The organism is Gloeobacter kilaueensis JS1 (assembly GCF_000484535.1).
Taxonomy (GTDB): domain Bacteria; phylum Cyanobacteriota; class Cyanobacteriia; order Gloeobacterales; family Gloeobacteraceae; genus Gloeobacter; species Gloeobacter kilaueensis.
On sequence record NC_022600.1, the window covers coordinates 2,500,081 to 2,521,141 of the forward strand.

Sequence of the window (21,061 nt, forward strand, 5' to 3'; positions counted from 1 at the left end):
TCGTGACTCAAACCATCCGTCCTGCCGTGCAGCAGGGGCCCCTCAGCCCGGACGAGCTGCACAAGATGAACGCTTACTGGCGTGCGGCCAACTATCTATCGGTGGGCCAGATCTATTTGCTGGACAATCCGCTGTTAAAAGAACCGCTCAAGCTGGAGCACATCAAGCCTCGCCTGCTCGGCCACTGGGGGACGACGCCGGGGCTCAACTTTATTTATGTACATCTCAACCGCATCATCAAAGCCCACGATCTCAACATGATCTATATTGCCGGGCCGGGCCACGGTGGGCCGGGCCTGGTCGCCAACACCTATCTTGAAGGCACCTACAGCGAGTACTACCACAATATTTCTCAGGACACTGAGGGGATGAAGCGGCTTTTTAAGCAGTTTTCGTTCCCCGGCGGTATCCCGAGCCACGTTGCGCCGGAGACGCCCGGTTCGATCCACGAGGGGGGCGAGTTGGGCTATTCGATCGCCCACGCCTACGGGGCGGCCTTCGACAATCCGGATTTGATCGTCGCCTGCGTGGTGGGCGACGGTGAAGCAGAAAGTGGTCCCCTCGCTGCTGCCTGGCATTCCAACAAGTTTCTCAACCCCGTCCACGACGGGGCGGTACTGCCGATTTTGCACCTCAACGGCTACAAGATCGCCAATCCGACCCTCTTTGCCCGCATTCCCAAACCAGAGCTGGAGGCGCTGCTGGTGGGCTACGGCTACGAGCCTTACTTTGTCGAAGGTTCCGACCCGGAGCAGATGCACCAGTTGATGGCCCAGACCCTCGATGCGGTGCTCGCCCAGATCAAGGCGATCCAGCACCGAGCGCGCACGGGCGGCGACACCCAGAGGCCGCGCTGGCCCGTGATCGTCTTGAATTCGCCGAAGGGCTGGACTGGACCCAAAGAAGTGGATGGCCAGAAGACCGAGGGCTACTGGCGCTCCCATCAGGTGCCCTTTGGGGAACTGGCGAGCAAGCCCGAACACATCCAGTTACTTGAAGCCTGGATGAAAAGCTACAGGCCCGAGGAGCTATTCGACGAGAATGGCACGCTGCTGCCGGATCTGGCAGCCCTCGCTCCGGTGGGCGAGCGCCGCATGGGCGACAACCCCCACGCCAACGGCGGCGTATTGCTCAAGGATCTGCGGCTGCCGGATTTTACCGACTACGCGATCGAGGTCGATAAGCCCGGCACCGGAACCGCAGAGGCCACCAAGATCCTGGGCAAGTTCCTGCGCGATGTGATCAAGGCCAACCGGCGCGAGCGCAACTTTCGGATCGTCGGGCCGGACGAGACCAAGTCCAACCGCCTCGACGCGGTCTTTGAGGCGAGCGACCGGGTCTGGGAGGCGGAGATCGTCTCCTACGACGATCACCTGGCCACCGATGGCCGGGTCATGGAAATCCTCAGCGAGCACACCTGCCAGGGCTGGCTGGAGGGCTACTTGCTCACGGGCCGCCACGGTTTTTTCTCGTGCTACGAGGCGTTCATCCACATCGTCGATTCGATGTTCAACCAGCACGCCAAGTGGCTCAAGACCACCCGCCACATTCCCTGGCGGGCCCGGATCGCTTCGCTCAACTATCTGCTCACCTCCCACGTCTGGCGGCAGGACCACAACGGCTTTTCCCATCAAGACCCCGGCTTCATCGACCACGTTCTCAACAAAAAAGCCGACATCATCCGCGTCTACCTGCCGCCGGATGCCAACACCCTGCTCTCGGTGGCCGACCATTGCCTGAGAAGCCGCCACTACGTCAACGTGATCGTCGCGGGCAAGCAACCGGCCCTGCAGTACCTCGACATGGATAGCGCCATCAAGCACTGCACAAAGGGCGTCGGCATCTGGGACTGGGCGAGCAACGACCAGGGCCACGAGCCGGATGTCGTGATCGCCTGCGCCGGGGATGTACCGACCCTTGAGGCGCTGGCGGCGGTCGATATCCTGCGCCAGAACTTCAGCACTCTCAAGATCCGCTTCGTCAACGTCGTCGATCTGATGACCCTGCAGCCCACGAGCGAACATCCCCACGGCCTCTCCGACTGGGACTTCGATGCGATCTTTACCACCGACAAACCGGTGATCTTTGCCTTCCACGGCTATCCCTGGCTCATCCACCGCCTCACCTACCGCCGCACCAACCATCCCAACATCCACGTGCGCGGCTACAAGGAGGAGGGCACGACGACGACGCCCTTTGACATGGTGGTGCTCAACGAACTCGACCGCTTCAACCTGGCGGACGACGCCATCGACCGCATCCCTGGCCTGAGAAACACCGCCGCCCACGTCAAGCAGATGCTCAAAGACAAGCTCATCGAGCACAGGCTCTACGTGCGCAAGTACGGCGAGGACATGCCCGAGGTGCGCGACTGGCAGTGGCCCTACTGAGTCGAGGCGGGCTTGATGTCACAATGACAGCGAACCTCAAGAAGATTGCCCGTGGCCTCCAGCCCGCTTAAACCGTGGCTTAACAGTTTCAACCCGCTCATCTACACCGCCTCGGTCGTGCCGGTGCTGGTGGGCACTGCCTTTGCCTGGTGGCACAGTGGCGAGTTCAATCCGGGCCGCTTTGCCCTCTGCCTGGCGGGACTGGTGTGCGTCCACGGCTGGATTAACCTGAGCAACGATGTCTTCGACTGGGACACCGGCGTCGATCGCAACAAGCTCAACTCGCTGGTCCGAACCACCGGCAGCCGCTCCCAGGTGCTCTGGGTGGGCAACGCCCTTTTAAGCCTTGGCTACCTGTGCTTCTGGCTGCTGCAGGACTGGTGGCTGTTGCTGTTTGGCAGCTTTGGCATCTTTTTGGGCTACGCCTACCAGGGGCCGCCCTTCCGGCTCGCCTATAAAGGCTGGGGCGAATGGATCAGCTCCAGCTGCTTTGGGCCAATCGCCGTGCTCACCGCCTGCCGCGCCCAGACTGGCAGTTGGGAGGTGGGGGCGCTGCTGGCCGGGGTTGCTGTCGGCTCCTGGACGGCGACGATTCTCTATGCCCATCACTTTCCCCAGTGCGCCGACGACCGCGAATTTGACAAGCGCACCCCGATCGTGCGCTGGGGGCCGCAGTTGGCTGCCCGCCGCTTCTGGTGGGTGATCGCTCCTGCTTACGCCGTTCTTGGGCTGGGGGTTGTTACCCGCTATCTGCCCTGGACGGTGCTCGCCTGCCTTCTCACCCTGCCTCTGGCTCTCTCGCTCCTGCGCTTCGTGCGCGCCAACGCCACGGACCCGCCGGTTGTCGGGGCCGCCCTACCGATGGCTGCCCGCTTTCATCTGGTGAACGGTCTGCTGCTCGCCCTCGCCCTCGCCCTCGCTCCCTAGCCGACGCGCCGCTCGCTTACCAGGGTCAGCGCCGTCCATTCACCTTTGGCGTTGAAGCTGCGGATCATCCGCTGGCGCAGGTTGGGTTCGATGAGCCAGCCCGCTTCTAAAAACACCGGCTTTGCCCACTCGTGGACGAGCGGGCCGGTGCAGGAAGCGCCCCCCGGCAACAGCAGCACCTGTACCGGCTGTGTGCCCGTATCGAAGCGCAGGCGGTTGCCTTCGATCTGACCACTGGAGCGCAGGTCCACCCCTTCCGACTGCAGGTGCTGAACGATCTGCTCGCCGTGGCGCTCGACCGTGAGTCGGGTAGAAACGGTGCGCTCGCTAAAATCCGGGTAGATCGTCGTCGCCTCCCCCTGCCAGACGCCCGTGAGTGACTCTAAATCTAGAGGCGGCGATTCGGCGGCTGGTTGGTCCTCGAGGGCTTCGCGAATCAGGGTCACCTGATCGAGGTGGTGGTCGCTGTTGTACATTTGCACCAGCCGCAGGCGGCGGTTGGCGGCGATAAAGCCGAACTCAGAAGCAAAATCGGCGAACGGCGAGAGCTGCAGCGAACCCCAGCAAAAAGCACCGCCATCAAAAAAAAGAACCGAGCGGCTCAAGGAGCTGTAGACTAACTCGCGCTCGCGCTGGAGGCTGCCATCGGTAGATGAGAAAAAACGCAGCACCTGGCGAACAGTCTGATTGTTATCTATCCCCTCAAGGCTCACGATGCTGGGCGTATCTTCGATGAATGCTCCGGAGGGAGAAAAGCGCGTAAAAGAACCCTTCCAGGTTCCCAGATTTTTGATGAGGCGGTCCCACTGCGAAACGAACTCGGTCACAACCCACCTATTTATCTACCGCCTCGATTGTCCCACTGTGCGGCACCGTCCGGCGCTGCAACATCCGTCCACAAGGGGTCTTTATACTGACAGTAGCGTTTGGGGTACCCGACGATGACTATACTGCCATCCGCACTTTTCTTGCCCGACCACCTGCAGCTACCAGAGTCGGACGGAACCTTCGTGAAAAATTTTCAAGAACACCCCCAGAGTCTGCTGCTCACCGACTCGATTGCGCCGCACCTGCAGCGACTTCATCCGGACGGACAGTACTGCATTGGCCAGGATAGCGGCATCTACTGGCGTCTTCCCACCCCGCCGGAGCCGCTGTACCGGGGAGCCGAATCGCCTGACTGGTTCTTTGTGCCGGGGGTGCCGCCCAACTTAAAAGGCCAGTTCCGCCGCTCCTACGTCCTCTGGCAGGAGATCGTCTCGCCGCTTATCGTGCTCGAATTTGTCTCGGGCAGTGGCGAGGAGGAGCGGGACCGCACCCCCTTTCGGGGCAAGTTCTGGGTCTACGAGCAGGCGATCCGGGTACCTTTTTACAGCATCTACGAGGTCGAAAAAGCGAGCGTCGAAGTCTATCACCTGGTCGAGGGGCAGTATGCGCTGCTGGCACCGAACGAGCGCAGCCACTTCCCGATCGGTCCTATGGCAGTCGAGCTGGGCCTCTGGCAAGGAACCTATCAAAATGTCGAGCTGCCTTGGCTGCGCTGGTGGGATCTGGAGGGCAACCTGCTGCTCACAGGCGACGAGCGCGCCGCCCAAAAAGAAGCCTTACTCGTCCAGGAGCGGGAACGAGCCGAGCGAGAACAAGCACGGGCAGAGCAGGAGCGGGAGCGCGCAGAGCGGGAGCGGGAGCGTGCAGAGCAATTGGCCGCCCGGCTTCGGGAACTGGGCATCGACCCCTCCTGAGGAGACGAAGCTAGAAAAGCATCCGCTTTTGGGCTGGATGGGGGAAGCGGGCTCTCTGGGAGTTGGTTGTTCTTTTGCGCTTTTGAGTATTTCTAAAACCGTCCCCCACCCCTCCACACCCCCCCTGCCCCCCCTCTCCTCCTCCTGCCCCCCGAATGGGGGGCTGCCCCCGCTGGGCAGAGGAGAAGAGATACGGTATTGAGAGTCAAGCAGCCTCCTCCTTTCTTCTCTTCCTCCGCCCTACTGCAAGCAAACCAACCTGCCGTGCTCTGCATCGAAAGGCGTGTCTGTTTTCACAACCGCCCAGGCAATGTGTAAGAGTTTGCGAGCCGCAGCGCAAAGCGCTACCTTTGCCGGTTTACCGGCTGCTCGTAGCCGCTGGTAAAAGCTTTTAATCTGCTGATTGCAGCGGATCGCACTCAAGCTCGCCATATACAGCGCCGTGCGTAAGCGGGCATTGCCTGCATGGCCGATGCGCTCTGGTCTATGAAGGCTGGTGCCGCTACGGTGGGAGCGGGGAGCGAGACCCGCGTAGGCCACCGCCGCTTCCACCGTTGCACAGCAGCCGAAGTTGAGGGTACTCACCAACACCCACCCAGCGGTGACAGACCCAATGCCTTTGATAGTGCGCAGCTTGGTTGCAGCTTGATGCCAAAGCGAGTCTTGGGCGAGCAGCGCTTCTAGCTGAGCTTCCATCTGCGCAATCTGCTCATCGAAGGTGTGGCTCAACTGCTCCAGACTCGCTTGTACCGCCGCCACCACCAACGGAAATTGCCGCAGAGCGTGCAACTGGTTGTGCAGTTGTTGGCGTTGCTGCAGCAAGGCATCGCGATGCTGCAGGCGCTGTTGGAGTTGGTAATAAATCTCAGGCGGCGGCTGCCAAAGACCAGGTTGCAGGGCGGCAGCGAGTTGGGCAAGCGTCTGGGCATCAAGCGCATCGCTTTTGGAACGCTTGAGCAGTGCCCTGGCAAAGTAATGAGACTGAGCGGGGTTGACCACACTGACGGCAAAACCTTTGAGCGCCAGAAATGTGGCCAGTCGCATCCAGTAGGAGCCTGTGGCTTCGATGACCACTAACACCTCAGCGGCGGTGGGACAGACGGCGAGTAAGCGTTCGGCCAATTGGCAGTGTCCTTCGGGGGTTTGGGGCAGTGTGATGGCAGCGGTAGGCTTTGCGTGGGTGAGCAGCCAGGCGGCAGTGACAGTGAGTGCCGCCACATCAATACCGACAAATAGCTGATAGTCGTTTTGTGAACCGTCTCGCTGCATGAGTGTCTCCAGTTGAAGCTTCAGAGGAGGTAGGCAAGTTCCGCAGGACGGCAAAAGTCTAGCCTCGTGATACGTGGTCAGTGCCACTCGATACGGTTCAGCTTTGCCGGTCCTTGATAGCGGGGGACAATCTCTTCCACGCGGTCAAAGCCGCAAGGGGGGGCACAGTCCTCACCGCTACCTTGGAACCAATAGCAATATACGAGGGGGGGTTCACTGTAACTGGGCTGCAGGCGGGATGGGTGAGGGCAAGCAGGGCATGTGCCCAAGCAAGAAGGGTTACTTTGTACAGAAAAATATAGATTTGTATCAAACAAAAACCGGGCTGTTCACTTAGAGAGTAGCTGCAAGTATTTGTTGATTGAACGCAGCAAGGGGATATCCTGCTTAGAATCTGCCTCTGCTTTTGCAAGCAAAAGGGTCTGGCGAGCCGTTTCTCTCTCGCCTAAGGTGGCGTAGGCGAGTGCGAGGCGCAGGCGAGGTCTACCTTTGTTCTCGTCACCGTAACGGGCAAGGTCTGCTTTGTAGAGTGCGAGGGCGTACAGATAGTCTTGGCGAGCTTTCGTCTCGTCTCCGAGCAACTGCCAGGTCAATCCACGACCGATGTAGTGGTCGCCTTCAGCGTGTTGCAGATCGCTATCCCAGCGGATCGCCAGATCGAAGTCGCGCAACGCCTCCTGCAGGCGATTGAGCTTCACATAACACAAGCCCCGGTCGTAGAAAGCTATTTCAGGTTGAGACTGGCTCATCGCACTGAAATCTTCGCTCGCCTGTTGATATTTGCCCAGTGCATAGTAAGCACACCCACGGCTAAATCGGACAGTATAGGCTGGCCCTTCCTGTGCTCCAGGAAAGTTCAAAGCAGCAGTGTAGTCGATAATGGCTTGCTCTTCCTGGCCTAGAGCGTGTTGGGCTTCTCCCCGAGCGGCCAGCACAAGTGGCAGAAGCATTGCATCGGACGGGTCGGTAGGTGGATGTTCCAGTACCCAGCCACAGTCAGTGGTTGCCCCTGCCGGGTCACCGCTTTGTAAACGGCCAAGAATGCGCATCGCCCGGAGTGTGAAGTTGTCCCCTGGAGAATCGAGAACGATGTCGCAATCTATGAGGGCTTCGTCGATTTGTTGCAATTGCCAGTAGACAAGCGCACGCTCAGTTCGTGCCTGGATAGCAGTTGGGTCGAGTTGCAGCCCAGTAGTGTATTCGTCGAGAGCTGCTCGAAGAATACGGTCAGTCTCCTTCTTCTCCTCTTGCCAGGAGGTTTTCTTCACGGCTGACCTTTTGCTGGACTGGCTACCCAGTAAGGTCAGTCGGTTGGCGGCGCGCCGAAAAGAGCGATCGGCATCAGGTGTCTGCGAAAAGAGGATCTTGCCCTGGTCAAGCTGCCGGGAGAGCAGTTTGCTCCAGGCGGTCATTGGGGCTATTCCCAGTGCTTCCGAGTTCAACAAAAACGTGGGGACAAGCACAGCCTCTGCAAATCTGGCACCGGTCTTGCCTTTGGCCTCGGTTGCAACCAGCCCCCAGGCAGATACAGAGGTAAAAAGAACTGAGGTGGCACCAGAACGCAGGAAAGCTCGGCGAAACATCCTGCTCACCATTTCTCGACTCGTGAAGTACACCTCTATACTGTACAGCTGTCGATTGTCGCCAGGTCCGGTGCCCAGTGCTTATTCGACTGGCTGCTGCAGTGAACTGGTATTGTCGAGCGGTTCGGCAAACGCCCCCGATAGTACGGCCCCGGCTGGAAAACGGCGGGAAGCTGCCGGTTGCGCGTAGGCTTCCAGCGTCTGCTGGGTGATCCGCTCCCAGTCGTGATGGATGCGCACGTAGCGCTGGGCACTGCGGGCCATCGCTGAGAGTTCGCGCGAGTGCTGAATCGCCCAATCCAGTTCTGTGCGGCACGAATCGAGATTATCGACCTCGAAGAGTCGGCCCCGCCCACCGGCGGTGAGCTGGCGATGGGCCGGGATGTCGCTTGCCAGAATCGGCACACACTCCCGCATCGCTTCGAGCATGGCGAGGGGCAGCCCTTCGACTTTGGAGGGCAGGACAAAAAGCCCGGCACCGCGCAGGACTTCTGCCAGGCGAGTACCGACAAGCTCGCCCGTAAAGACGATGTTGCCGTCGCCTTCGGCCAGGTGGAGCAGCGTTTGGGTGTACTGGTCGGTATCGCTGGAGCTGCCCACCAGCACCAGTTTCCAGCCCGAGGGCCGCAGTTGCTGAAAGGCGCGGACGAGCAGATCCGGACACTTTTCGGGCACCAGGCGGCCCAGGAAGACCACGTAGCGCCCCTCCTCCAGGGCGAGAGAATCGGTGAAGGCGCTGCCGGGGGCGGTCTCGTCGAGGGCTCCTGGCCCGTTGGAGATATAGATCGTCTCGCGCCCGTAAAATTCTCGAAAATAAATATGCAGTTCTTCGGAGACGACGATCAGGCTGTCGGCGTGACGGACGGCCACCTGCTCGCCCAGGCGCAACAGGCGGCTGGAGAGCCGGCCCCACTTGGCGCGCTGCCAGTCCAGCCCGTGGCAGGTGACGACGATGCGGGCGCGGTTGAACCAGGCAGGAATCCAGCTAAAAAGTGCCGGACCCAGGGCGTGAAAGTGAATGACATCGTAGGCGACGCCGCTGGCGGCCACGGCGGCCAGAGCGCTGCAGAAGAGTGCCCCCAGACCTTTTCCGGTCGGGCAGGGCAGCGGAACGACCCGCACGCCGCGCACGCGATAGGAACCGCGATCGCAGCACTGGGCGTAGCTGGCGCGGGCATAGAGATCGACGCTGTGGCCAGCTTGAACCATGCGCGGGTAGATTTCTTCGCAGTGGCGCTCGATGCCGCCCTGTCTGGCGGGCAAGCCTTTGGCTCCAATTACGGCAATTTTCATCGGGGAATTCTCCAGGGGGGAAACAGCAGCAAGGACTAACAGGACGCGGGCCGGACGGTCGCCCTGCCGGAGCTTCGCCTCTGCCAGCGATCAAACATCCGGCCATAGACCTCGCCAACGACGCTCCGGGCGCTGTAGGGAGCGGCAGCGCGCAGACAGTCGCCCGCAGCAAAAGCCTGCGGACAGCGCAGCAGGTGGCCCAGGGCCGCCGCCAGTGCCTCCGGCGTGCGCTCCCGGCAGACGCTGCCACTACCAGGCACCAGCAGGCGGGGCGTCTCGCCGCAGTCGGTCGTAATCACCGGCGTACCGCTCGCGAGCGCTTCGAGGGCGACCATCGGCAGACCCTCGTAAGCGCTCGCGAGCACGAAGGCGCTGCTCAGCCGATGCAGGACCGCCAGCCGCTCCTGGCTCACCGGCCCGAGCAGAGAGACCTGCTTTTGCAGGCCAAGACGGCCCACCTCCTCCCGAACCGCCGTCAGCAGATCGCCGGTTCCGGCAACAAGTAGATGCACATCCGTCTGCTCCAGCCGGGCAAAGGCGCGCACGAGCAGGAGGGGATCTTTTTGGGCCTGCAGGCGACCGGCAAAGAGCAAAAAGCGCGTCTCCTCCCCAAGGCCCATCTGTGCTGCCAGGGCCCGGCGCTGCCGCAGGCGCTCCTCCCCTCCCAGCGGATAGAACACTTCCTCGTCCACCGTGTTGCGCAGGTCATGCACCCGCTTCGCCAGATGGGCATACTGCCGCCGATAAAACGCTGTCGAAGCGCTGTTGCAGGAGAGCACCTCGCTGAACTGCGGCAGCACCCACCTTTCGATCGCCCCATACACACCTGCCAGCTGCCGCCAGGGCTGCGCCTGCCGCTGCTGCTCCAGATCGTTATGCACGAAAAGCGTCTTATCCCCTGGCCAGCGGCGCGTCACCAGTGTCGGCTCCAGGCGGTGAAAGTGAAAAAAGTCTCCCTCGAACCGCCACCTGGCCAGCGCCGCCGTATAGCTCGCCGTCACCGGCACCCGGCTTTTGAAATTGTCATTTGGCAGGCGAAACAGCGGCAAAAAGTCAACCTCTCTACCGGCCAACTGTTCCTGCTGCCAGGCTCCGACCACGTGGTGAGAACTATCGCTCGTGCCGACCATCCGCACCCGAAACGCCTCGGGCGCGTACTTGATGTACGAGCGAATCGTCGTCTGGATACCGCCCAGACTGCTGTTCCAGGGATCGAACTGATAGAAAATCGTTACGACAGGCTTCGCCATAGCACAGGTCCGCATTCAAAAGTTAAATCTGCCCCTCACCCCCCGGCCCCCTCTCCCACAGGGATCTGTTCCCCTCACCCCCCGGCCCCCTCTCCCACAGGGGGCGAGGGGGAGAAGTAGTTGTCTTGAGGAAAGCCCGCGTCCCTGCGGACAAAATCCTCGCCGCCCCACCGAGCCGCCACAGACTCGGCGTCGGGGGGGAGGGTGAGGGGGCCACGGGTGTCCCCCTCACGCGGGGCGGGGGGTTTGGGGGGAGGGCGCGAAGGGCCCCTCCCCCCGATGGTTTTGTTTCCTCAAAGCAGCCCAACCAAAAGAACCCCCCAATGGTTTTGTTTCCTCAAAACAGCTCAACCCAAAGAGCCCCTCCCCCGAGGACTTCTATCTCCTCAAGCCAACTCACCCCCAGAGAACCCCTCCCCCGATGGCTCTGGTTTCTAATCAAAAGAAAATTCGTAGACGACCGCACCGATAAACTGCTTTTGCGACCGCTGCCGGGCATGGGCCTGCAAAAACTCGCGGCCATCGGCGACCAGTTCCCGGCCAGCAGACGCGAGAATCAAAAGTCGTCCGTGCTCCGCCTCAAGCTGGCGGTAGAGTTGCTTGAGGCTGCCGATATTGTTCTGAACAGATTGGGGAGGCAATCGGCCAAAGCGGGCGAAGTAGTAGTTAAAAAACTCCGGTTCGTTGAGTACTCGAACAGCGGTACGGCTATCGGTGTTCTCGACAGCGTAGTGGACCGCCTCGCGCCACTGCTCCTTCTGGGGCCGGTAATAGCCCGGTGCCATGACCAGAAAACCAGCGACGCAGAGCCCGAGCATCAGAGCATTCTGCCTGTAGCCTTTGAGCCAGTGAAAGCGCTCCAGCCACAGTGCCACGAGCAGGTAAACCGCCGGTGCCAGAACAATCAAGTTGCGGTGAATGAGAATCGGCACGCGCTGCGAGACCAGAAATACCACTAGATAAATGCCGACAACCAGTGCCGCCAGCGCCAGATGCGGCGTGTCAAGCCGTTCAGGCCAACTCCAACGGCTCCCCTGAACGAGCAGGGGCACAACCACCAGCAACACAACTACCAGAGCGCTCAGAAACAAATTCTTAAAAAACAGAAAATCCAGGAAAGTAAATATTCCCAATAGACTCGGCGGATGCACCCACTGAATGCGACCGAGCCCACTTGCAGCGCGGGTTCCACCATGAAGCCAGACAGCAACGATCCAGGGCGCGTAAGCGACTGCAAACGCCAGCGAAATCGCCCCCAGCTTCCACCAGCTTCCCCAGTTTTCACCCCGGCGGGCACGGTACCAGACGAGCCAGAACAGATAAAGAATCTGAAAAAGGACGAGGATGAACCCGAAGTAGTGCAGGTAGGCGGTAAAGATCGCGCAAAGTGTATAGAGCACGTACGCGCCATTTCGCTTCCCGTCGCCGCAGATAAGCCCGAGCCAGGCCAGCGTCGCAAGGGTTGCTCCCAAAAAGAGCAGACTGTAGGAGCGGGCTTCCTGGGCATAAAAGAGCGTCGGGTAGGCGCAGGCGGTGAGGATTGCCGCCGAAGTTGCCACGAAGGGACCAAACAGGGGCCGGGCAAATCGGTAGATGGCAAAAATGGCGAGCACCCCGGCGATTGCGCTCAGCGAACGGGCAGACACCTCCGAATCGCCAAAAAGCTTGAACCAGAAGTACAGCAGCACCTGATAGCCGGGCGGATGGGTGTCCGGAAACAACCAGCGCTCGAAGACTTCGCCCAGACTGGCAGAGGAAGAAGCGACGACAGAATAAAGTTCGTCCAGCCACAGACTCTGCAGGTCCAGACCCAAAAACCGGCTGGCCGCGCCGATCAAGATGGCCACGAGCAAGTAGGGCCAGTGCGTTCGCAGCGCTTGCATGGGCGTTCTAGTTGATGAGCGGTAAATGAGGGGAGGAAGCGGAGAAGTTACTGCCGACCGCTGGAGAAGGCGGCGCGAATTGCACTCCAGGCCCGGCGGGTGAGCGAACGGGTGCGGGCCGGTGGCTCGCTCTGCCAGTTGAGAACGGCGTTGAGCGTGTAGTTCCAGAGCGTACTCAGGCCCACCGCCACCAGCTGCGACAGCAGATAGTACAGGCCGAGCAGGTTGGTGAGCAGGAGCAGGCAGGCAATGTTGAGGACGGCCCCGACGCCGCAGATGGCATTGAAGCGCAGCAGACGGACGAACCAGGCCACCAGGCCCGGCTCGCGCTCCGCTTCGGCCCGGAAGGTCCAGTTGTCGTTGAGTAAAAAGTTACTGAAAATCGCGATCTCGACTGCGGCGGCCCCTGCTTCCCAGAGGGGCCAGCCCAGGATGCCCTTGAACCACCAGAGGGCCGCCAGGTTGACTACCACCCCCGACGCGCCCACCAGGCCAAATTTTAAGAAGCGGTACAGCTCGCCCGTCTGCTGGCCGAGGCGAATGAGGTGCAGCAGGTACTGCCAGTAGAGCCGGGCGCTGACTTTGCTGTCGCCCGCCTCCCGCTCCAGAAAGACGTAACCCACTTCTTTGAGCGTCCGGTAGTCTCCCCGGCCCAGCACCTCCAGCAAGATCTTGTAACCCACCGGATCGAGGACAGCCCCAGCAATTACCGAGCGGCGCAGGGCAAAAAAGCCTGACATCGGATCGCTCACCTGGCGGGCAATCGAGGGCACCAGCACCAGGGCGAGCAGTTGGGCACCCCGCGAGAGAAAGCGCCGCACAGCACTCCAGTCGCTCACCCCACCCCCGCTGACGTGCCGGGAACCGACGGCGACATCCGCTCCGGCATCGATGGCGTCGAGCAATTCCAGCAGCGTCAGGTGCGGATGCTGGCCATCGGCGTCCATCACCGCCAGAATCTCACCTCTGGCTGCCTCCCAGCCGCGCAGGACAGCGGTCGCCAGTCCCCGCTCCTCGGTGCGGTGGATCACCCGCAGCTGGGGGAAGCGCTCGCTCGCGAGCCGTTCAGCGAGTGCCCAGGTGCGGTCGGGACTGTCGTCATCGACGACGATTATTTCGTAGGAGCGGCCACTGCCTGTGAGCAAACCATCGATGCGGCTGAGCACCGCCTCAAGGTTGGCCGCTTCGTTATAAGTCGGCAGGACCAGCGAGACCTGGACGGGCGAAGGTACACGGTTGAGCATGAAAATCCTCGGGTGTCAGGAAGGAGATTTTTTGACCAGCGGCGGCACGACGTAGACTTTTTGAACCCGCAGCACCCTTAGAATTTCGGCATCGACCGCGCTGACGCCGCCGTAGGGTGCAAACTCGGCGGCGCTGAAGTTGCCTTTGATATTAAAGTCGCGAGGACCAGTGTCATCCATGTACCAGCCATAGGTTTGAATCGCTTCAAGAATTCTACGGGCAGGTAGCGAAAGAGACAACCGCGAGAGGTCCAACCGGGGATCGAGCTGGAGCAAAAAGCCGTAGCCTAACAGGCCCCGGTTGTTGCGGTCGATCGTGTTGTCGGTGTTGCTTGCTGGATAGACGATGGCTTTCCAGGCTTTTTCGGTCGGCCCGGAGAGGGCGTGGGCGATCGGGCGGCTGGGATCGATCGCTTCGCCCGGACGGATGAGTGTCACCAGATCCGACTTGTTGGCGGCGTTGATGCCGCCGCTGTCGCCGAGGCTGGGCAACTGCTCGCGCTTCTGGATGTACATCGCCGACCAGTCACCGGCGCGGGTCGCCTCCCAGCGCCTGCCGTCCGCCTCGACGCGCGCGGGCCTGTCGCAGTCCTCGATCGTGCCCCAGGTGCTCACGCTCGTGTGGTTCGCCCCATCGATCCAGACCACGGTGCGGTCGGAGCGGTTGACCGGGACTCCTGCCCCTGTGCCGCCCAGCTTGACGTTGGCGGCGTCCTGGATGTGCAGGGTCTGGTTACTCGCTTTCCAGGGATTGTGATCCGGGCAGCTACCGATCTTGGCGTACTGGTCGGCCCGCTCAAGGTGGATCGTGCGCAGCGGATCGGCGGGGCCGGAGACGACCACGCCGATGCCGAAGCCGTCGGAGCCGTCCCCGGCGGGGCCTATGGTCGAGATGTGGCCGCTGGTGAGATACCCTGGCGGTAATTCGACGCGGGGAGTACCGGCAGGAATCTTCTGGTAAAAGGGCGCGTCGATCGAGTAGGGCAGCGGGTAGGTGCCGCCCAGGGGCCGGGGCGTGCGCGGTGACCAGTGCTTTGGCTTGAGCGCCAGCAGGGAGTTTTGATCGAGGGAGATGTCGAAACCTGCCTGCTGGTACATACGGATGATCGCCCGGCGTTTGGCGGCAATCTCGGGGCTGAGCACTGTGCCGGGTGTGGCGGTGCGCTCGTAGATCTCGTCCACCGAACGGCTGCGGGCGCTCGGGTGATCCGGGTAGAGGTCCAATTCGGGACTAAAAGCGAGACTCGGACTCTTGCCGCTCGCTCCAGTCGCCAGCACCAGCAGGGCGGGCAGGACAAACCATCTGGCCGCTGTCATACGGGTACCTCCGCTTGGGGCTGGCCCAGGCTACCGGTGAGGCAGGCTCCCGGCGGCAGATAGGCAAGCTCCGGCACGACCGCCCCGGCGCTTATCTGGGCCGCCCGAGCGATCACCGCCTCGCGCGCGACGACGCAATCGCTCAGCTGCGCCTGGACGCCCACTTTTGCCCCTTCCCAGAGTACGGCGTCGTGCAGGTAGGCGTCGGCGCTCACGACGCAGCCCGCCGCCAGACAGCTCGCCCCGGCGATCACCGCCCCCGGTCCGATCCGGCAGCCAGGGCCAATTCTGGCCAGAGGCGAGAGGCTGGCGCTGGGGGCGATCAAGCAGCCCTTGCCCACAGGGGCATGGGCCACCGCCCGCTCCCGGTGCGCCTGCAGGTACGCTTCGACTGTGGGGATCTCGGTGAAACTGCCCGCCAGGTGCTGGGTGCGGGCGATCGTCCTGGCTTGCAACAGCTCTGAGAGCAGTTGGTGGGGACGGGCAAAGGCGGTGGCGGCAAAGGGACGCAGGATACCGGCGCTCGCTGCCCAGACTCCTATCTGGCTCGATTCGCCTTCGGCCACCGACACCGGCAAACCCCAGGCCCAGTGCTCGGCGAGCAATGTTTCCAGCGGGTAATCGGTGAGGGCGTCGCTTGCCAGCACGAGAATCGGCGTCTCGGCGGCCAGGTCCGAGAGCAGCGCCGCCAGATCCGCTATGTTCTGCAGGCAGTGCAGCGGCAGGGGGCTACTTGCCTGGGCGGACTGACGGACCCAGGGTTGCCGGTAGTTTCCCAGGCAGAGATACACTTCCGCCAGCCCATTGCGCTGGATCAGATCGAGGTTATGTTCCAGCAGCGAACGGTTCTGGATGGGCAGGAACATGCGGGGCAGGCCGGTGCCCAGTTCCGCCGGAGCGGCTTCGGGCGCGAGCAGGAGGACTCTAGCAGCGTTCATGGCAGGGGTGGTAGTGAGAAAGGGGGTTAGAGATTGCCCTTGCGGCAGTGATCGAGGATGTAGTCGCAGGCGCGGACAGTCATCGCCATGATCGTGAGGGTCGGATTCTGGCAGCCCTGGGAGACGAAGCAGGCTCCGTCGGTGACAAACAGGTTCTTTACATCCCAGCTCTGGTTGAACTTGTTGAGCACCGAGGTGCGGGGACTGTTGCCCATGCGGGCGGTGCCGACTTCGTGGACGGCGGTGCCGGGCGGGGCGAGATCGGGCTGCTCGCTCTCGATTTCAAAGCCTGCCGCCTCGGCCATCTCCTTGAGGGCTTCGAGCTGGTCTGTGGCCATGCGGCGCTCGTTGTCGGAGTACGCACATTCGATGCGGGCAACCGGGATCCCCCAGGCGTCGCGCCGCTCGGAATCGACCCGTACCCGGTTCTCAAAGCGCGGCAGCATCTCGCCGAACGCTTTCATCTGAAAGAAGTGCGCCTGCGGCTGACGCTCGGCAAATGCCTGGATGCCGTAGCCGCGCAGAAAGTCGGGGTGCTGGCTCTGGAGGTTGCGAAACTGGGGGATATAGACGCCGCCGGGCGGGAGAGCGCCCTCGGCCTTTGCCTCTGGGATATGGCCTGTCACCGTCACCGCATTGAAGTGATCGTGCAGGTAGTGGCCGAGCAGACCCGAGGAATTGCCGAGGCCCGTGGGGTGCTGGTCGCTGGCTGAATTTAAAAGGAGCCGCGTCGTCTCGATCGTCGAAGCGCACAGCACGATCACCCGGCCCAGAGCCTCGTAACTTTTGTGGCTGAAGCGGTCGATGTAGGCGATCCCCCGCGCTTTGCCCGAACCCGGATCGACTGTGACGTGGCTGGCAATGGCGTTGGTGCGCAGCGTGAGCCGCCCGGTGGCCTGGGCCGAGCGCAGGGTGCGGGGCGGCAGGCCGGTGCGTCCGCTCACCACCCGCCGCTCGCTCCAGCGTCCCTCGATCGTCGCTTTAAGATGCGCCTCGGCGGCACTCATCGGGAGGGCCGGTAAAAAGAGCGAGTCGGGCAGTTGGGGCAGGTGCTCGGTGGAGCCATGAATGCCGATCCAGCGCTCGACTCGTTGATAGTACGGGTCGAGGTCGGCATGGCCGATGGGCCAGTCGTCGCCGAAGCCGTCGCGGCTGGCGGCCTTGAAGTCGAGGTCCGACATCCGGTAGAGCTGGCGACCGTGGCCGGGGACGACCATCCGCCCGCCCTCCTGGCGGCTTCGAATCCAGGTGAAGGGCTTGTCCTCCGGCACCAGATAGGGATTGTCCAGATCGTCGATGTAGTAGGCAAAGTGCCAGTCCCAGGCGTGGCACTTTGACTGGATGGGCTGGCGGGCGAGCGAGAGAGTGCGCTGATCGACTCTGCCCCGGTACTTGAGCTTGCGGGTGAGATCCTGCCAGCGGCAGAACCATTCTTTCTGGCGCAGCGATTCGCCCGCCTCCAACAGGAGCACGCGCATTCCGCCCTCGGTCAGTTCTTTGGCAGCCCAGCCGCCGCTTGCCCCGGAGCCGACGACAATCGCGTCGTAGATCGGTAGTTTGCTCATGATTCGGTGGATAAAGGGGGAGGTTTACCAGCCCAGCAGGCCCAATAGCCGGTCAAAGGTGCGAATTGGAAACTTTGATTTGTCCGCCTGGGTTTTCGCCAGCCAGCGGTGGATGAGCTTTTCGATCCGACTGCGCGGATCGCCCAGGGCCACGGGCGGCTCCTGCTCGTGCAGTTCGCGGTAGACGGCCTGCCAGTCCACCTGCCAGATGTTCTGGCGGCGAAAGTGAGCGGTGCCAAATTTTTCAAACAGATCGAGCACTTCTTTGTCCCACCAGGGATGGCGGTCGCGCAGGACGCTCGTCATGTCGATGCCCCGCTCGCGGTAGCCCGTGAGCCAGTCGCCGGGAATTGGTTGAATCCGCTCGGGGGCGACGGCGTACATGTGGTGGTACTGCCGGTAGACTTCCACTGCCCGGCGCTCGGGCTGGTTGATTCGCTCCCAGCACTGGTACCAGCGCGTCTTGCTTTCGAGGCGCTCCCAGTCGGTGAATTGGTAGTGCATCACCTTTACCTCGCGCAGGGTGAGCCGGGGGGCGCGGGGCGGCAGGGGAATGCGGGGACTGTGAATGGTGCTGCCGCCGTGATCGCTCCCGTCGTCCATAAAGCCCCAGTAGTAGTCGTAGGGCGAAGTCCAGTAGCGCTGCAGGTCCGGTAAAATGTTGACCCACTGAAAACCGATAATGCTGCCGGGCGGAGCGGCCAGCACCGAGCGCCACTCCGGAGAAGTCATAAAGTTGGCGGTGAGCATCTCGTCGGCGTCGAGGGTGATGAGCAACCGGCGGCCAGGAATACAGCGGGCCGCCTCGATGAGCCGTCTCTGGCGCTCCGCCTCGTCGTAGGTCGTCGAAGGATTGGTAAGGAGCGTCACCTTGGAGTGGCGGCGGGCAATCTGGGCGGTCTCGTCGCTGGAGAGCTGATCGAGCAGGAGGATATAGTCGGCCCAGAGGCTGGCACAGGTTAAAAAGCGCTCGAGGATCCAGCCCTCGTTGCGCACCGGCGTCAGGCAGATGACAGTAGGTCTTTCCATAAGACGATCAGTGGGCAGCAAAATTTTCAGCCGGGGCCGAAGTGGGCAGTAGCCGCTCCTGGGCGGCCCGCATCGTCTCGATTTGTTTTTTGGCCAGGGTCTGGGCACTTTTAGTCGCTTTTAGGAAGCGTCGCTCGCGCGCCGGCATCAAAAGTGAACCCAGAAAGTAGCGCAGCCGCGTGCGCCAGGGCAGTTGCTCCGGCTCCCGACCGCGCAGGTAATCTAACAGCGCGGTGGAATAGACGATCCCTTTGACCAGCCGCAGGAGATAGGCTTCGCCCAGCCGTTCAGCAGGGATCAGGTGGGTGAGCTGCAGCCGGGTGAAAAGCCCTGCCCCAAGGCCCAGGTCGAGGGCGGTGAGGGCCATGTCGAAATCCTCGCAACTCATCAGCAGATCGCCCTGGCGGCCCAACTGCAACCGCCTCGGATCCGCTTCGATCAGTTGAAGGTATTTTCTGGCAACCGTCCGCCTCAGACACATGCCCGCTCCCACCGGCATCGTCTCCGACTGGTCGAGGTTCGACCAGCGGTCTCGATCGAACTGGCGAATCGCCAGCAAGGGCCAGAGCGGCCTGGTCCACAGGGGCGGCTCGCTCTCAAAGCGGGGCAATACCTGTCCGCCCCAGATGCCCAGGCGGGGGTAGTCCTGGCCAATCTGCACCGCCATTTCCAGATAGCTGCTCTCCAACACGTTGTCGTCATCGACGAAGACGACAATCTCGCCACAGCTTTCTCCCAGGCCGCGCGAGCGGGCATGGACGACGCCCAACTGCTCCTCGCGGATGTGGCGGGCCTGGGGATGCCAGCTTAGATCTACCGCGTCCGCGAGCGGTTCGCAGCTGGCATTATCGACCAGCAACAGCTCCCAGCAACGGGGAGCAAGGCTCTGGCCTTTTAGCGATTCGAGCACTTCTTCCAGGTAAGCCGCTCGGGGATTGTGGGCGGCGATCACGACGCTCAGGGCAATGCTCATGGCCACTCCTTGGGGTGACAGAGGGCAGCGGCTGAACCGGTAAGCAACGGTCGGCCCTCCAGGTGCTCCGGGATCGGGGCTCCCATTAGATCGAGCAGGGTCGGGGCCAGATCCACGACATGGCCGCCCATCAGGTAGCTGCCCGGTGCAATTCGCGGGCCGCGCGCGAACAGGACGCCCTGGGGGCGATGGCCGCCGGGACGGCGGTAAGGCACAGGGCCGATGCGGCCACAGTCGGGGCTGTCGAGCAGGTCGGTGGGCCGGTCCTGCCAGATCACGATCAAGTCGGCCTCGAAGAGCTTCGCGCCGCGCTGGTCGGGCCGGTGGCGAGTACGAATCACCCGCTGGACGTGGGGTTTGCCGTCGCGGTCTTTGAGGCGATAGAGTTTTTCGCTCAGCTCCTCGCAGGTCGCCTCGTAGTCTGCCATCGAGACGATCCCGGCAGGTTCACGGCCTTCGAGGTTGATCCGGATATAGCCTTCTGAGAGGCTGGGCAGGGCGAAGGCGCGCATCGTCGGCCAGAAAGACCGGTACCAGTCCGCACCCGGTTGCCAGTCCGTTGGTCCACTGCCAGGCAAGGTGCCCAGCATCCGGTCGAGATGATGGTGAAAGCGGCCCGGCACCGCCCGCCTGAGCTGCCTGCGGATCGCATCCGGCTCGTGGCGCAGCTTGCGCACCTGCAAGCTCCAGCTGCCGTGCGCGACATTTGGGATCATCGGCTCGGTTCGCGCACCGGCTGGGGCGGAGGTGAGCAGCCACTGGCCGGGGAAGCTGAAGCGGTAGCAGAATTCCGCCAGCAAGATCATGCTCGGCAGATCTTCGTAGTTAGAACAGGTGCCGTTGACCGAGAAGACGACCAGATGGGCGTCTGTCGGTACCTGCTCCGCCAGTTCACCCACCGCCCGATCGACCGTTTTGTAAAACTGCAACAGCGGGTCACTGCCGGCGGTAGCCGTGAGACCATAGAGCGGGTGATCCGGCTGGCTCAGGTGAAACAGATCGTGGCCGGGGGCGTGCAGTTCGCTGAAGGCCGTCAAAAACAGATCCCAGGGACCGCGTTGCAGTAGATCGCTGCAGATGGCGGTGCGGCGGCGGATGCCCTCCTCCAGGGTGCGCTGCAGGCGCTCCTGGTAAAAAGGATCAAACCAGTCGCCGTAGTCGCGCCTGTAGGCCGGGTGATCGCCGTAGCGGCGCACCAATTCGGCAAATAGCCCCTCCGGATCGGAGCGGCTGGGGGTCTGGGCGGAGTGGGCTCCCCAGCCCAGCATCTGCAGTCCCTTCAGATCAGAGACGACCACCGACTGGGGCACGTCGAAGACAGCCACCCGGTAGTCCTCGCCCAGGGCGTAGAAGGGCGGATACTCCCGAAAGTCGTAGGCGCTGGTGTCGTCTACTTCGTAGCTGCCCTCGTAGAACTTGATGGGCGAGTAGTGACCGGTGGTCTCGGGCAGGCAACCGGTGAGAAACGTTGTCCAGGGCGTCTCGTTCTTGAAGCAGTCCAGATTCTGCAGGCGACCGGCGATACCCTGGGCGCGCAGGCGAGCGAGGGCCGGTAGATGGCCCTGGGCCATCCAGCGATCGATCAAGACCGGATCGGCGGCGTCGAGGCCGATCGCTACGACGGGTTGATGCATGGTGTCCCCCCGGACTGAGCGTGG

General features: G+C 62.3%; 16 protein-coding genes. 3 read left to right on the plus strand and 13 right to left on the minus strand.

The features are described from left to right. The first annotated feature begins 65 nt into the window (after positions 1-65). Positions 66-2,390 carry a phosphoketolase family protein gene (locus GKIL_RS11560; RefSeq protein WP_051382947.1) on the plus strand — a complete coding sequence of 775 codons (2,325 nt, stop codon included), beginning with the start codon at positions 66-68 and terminating at the stop codon, positions 2,388-2,390. Between the two features lie 51 nt (positions 2,391-2,441). Then, positions 2,442-3,317, plus strand: a complete 876-nt coding sequence (menA, locus tag GKIL_RS11565) for a 2-carboxy-1,4-naphthoquinone phytyltransferase (protein ID WP_023173797.1) — start codon at positions 2,442-2,444, stop codon at positions 3,315-3,317. On the opposite strand, the gene GKIL_RS11570 is transcribed toward menA, so the two are convergent. Beyond that, on the minus strand, positions 3,314-4,144 hold the full coding sequence (locus tag GKIL_RS11570; RefSeq protein WP_023173798.1) for a DUF3598 family protein: 831 nt from the start codon (positions 4,142-4,144) through the stop codon (positions 3,314-3,316). The genes menA and GKIL_RS11570 overlap by 4 nt on opposite strands. A gap of 114 nt (positions 4,145-4,258) precedes the next feature. On the opposite strand from GKIL_RS11570, the gene GKIL_RS11575 reads away from it, so the two are divergent. Then, positions 4,259-5,059: a Uma2 family endonuclease gene (locus GKIL_RS11575; RefSeq protein ID WP_023173799.1), complete on the plus strand. Its 801-nt coding sequence runs from the start codon at positions 4,259-4,261 to the stop codon at positions 5,057-5,059. A gap of 240 nt (positions 5,060-5,299) precedes the next feature. Here the strand turns inward: GKIL_RS11575 and GKIL_RS11580 are convergent, their stop codons facing one another. The 12 genes from GKIL_RS11580 to GKIL_RS11635 all read right to left on the minus strand — a co-directional run bounded on the left by GKIL_RS11580 (position 5,300) and on the right by GKIL_RS11635 (position 21,037). Further along, positions 5,300-6,328: an IS110 family RNA-guided transposase gene (locus GKIL_RS11580; RefSeq protein ID WP_023171280.1), complete on the minus strand. Its 1,029-nt coding sequence runs from the start codon at positions 6,326-6,328 to the stop codon at positions 5,300-5,302. Between the two features lie 329 nt (positions 6,329-6,657). Continuing rightward, positions 6,658-7,911, minus strand: coding sequence for a tetratricopeptide repeat protein (locus GKIL_RS11585; RefSeq protein WP_187293804.1), 1,254 nt, complete (start codon positions 7,909-7,911; stop codon positions 6,658-6,660). A gap of 81 nt (positions 7,912-7,992) precedes the next feature. Next, entirely contained in the window at positions 7,993-9,204 is a 1,212-nt protein-coding gene (locus GKIL_RS11590; protein ID WP_023173803.1) for a glycosyltransferase family 4 protein, read from the minus strand. 35 nt (positions 9,205-9,239) lie between these two features. Further along, positions 9,240-10,454 carry a glycosyltransferase gene (locus GKIL_RS11595; protein ID WP_023173804.1) on the minus strand — a complete coding sequence of 405 codons (1,215 nt, stop codon included), beginning with the start codon at positions 10,452-10,454 and terminating at the stop codon, positions 9,240-9,242. A gap of 434 nt (positions 10,455-10,888) precedes the next feature. Next, the gene (locus GKIL_RS22665) at positions 10,889-12,337 is read right to left on the minus strand and encodes a glycosyltransferase family 39 protein (RefSeq protein WP_023173805.1); all 1,449 of its coding nucleotides are present in this window, start codon (positions 12,335-12,337) and stop codon (positions 10,889-10,891) included. Positions 12,338-12,384: 47 nt separating this feature from the next. Next, positions 12,385-13,581 carry a glycosyltransferase gene (locus GKIL_RS11605; RefSeq protein WP_023173806.1) on the minus strand — a complete coding sequence of 399 codons (1,197 nt, stop codon included), beginning with the start codon at positions 13,579-13,581 and terminating at the stop codon, positions 12,385-12,387. A gap of 15 nt (positions 13,582-13,596) precedes the next feature. Next, entirely contained in the window at positions 13,597-14,898 is a 1,302-nt protein-coding gene (locus GKIL_RS24770; RefSeq protein WP_023173807.1) for a hypothetical protein, read from the minus strand. Beyond that, entirely contained in the window at positions 14,895-15,836 is a 942-nt protein-coding gene (locus GKIL_RS11615; protein WP_023173808.1) for a nucleotidyltransferase family protein, read from the minus strand. The genes GKIL_RS24770 and GKIL_RS11615 overlap by 4 nt, the downstream gene beginning before the upstream one ends. A 26-nt stretch (positions 15,837-15,862) precedes the next feature. Further along, positions 15,863-17,401, minus strand: coding sequence for a GMC oxidoreductase (locus GKIL_RS25735; protein ID WP_023173809.1), 1,539 nt, complete (start codon positions 17,399-17,401; stop codon positions 15,863-15,865). A 24-nt stretch (positions 17,402-17,425) separates the two neighbouring features. After that, the gene (locus GKIL_RS11625; RefSeq protein WP_023173810.1) at positions 17,426-18,430 is read right to left on the minus strand and encodes a glycosyltransferase family 2 protein; all 1,005 of its coding nucleotides are present in this window, start codon (positions 18,428-18,430) and stop codon (positions 17,426-17,428) included. A 7-nt stretch (positions 18,431-18,437) separates the two neighbouring features. Further along, on the minus strand, positions 18,438-19,403 hold the full coding sequence (locus GKIL_RS11630) for a glycosyltransferase (protein ID WP_023173811.1): 966 nt from the start codon (positions 19,401-19,403) through the stop codon (positions 18,438-18,440). Beyond that, complete coding sequence (locus GKIL_RS11635) at positions 19,400-21,037, minus strand: alkaline phosphatase family protein (protein ID WP_023173812.1); 1,638 nt, start codon at positions 21,035-21,037, stop codon at positions 19,400-19,402. Before GKIL_RS11635 ends, GKIL_RS11630 begins: the two co-directional genes overlap by 4 nt. Positions 21,038-21,061: the final 24 nt, after the last annotated feature.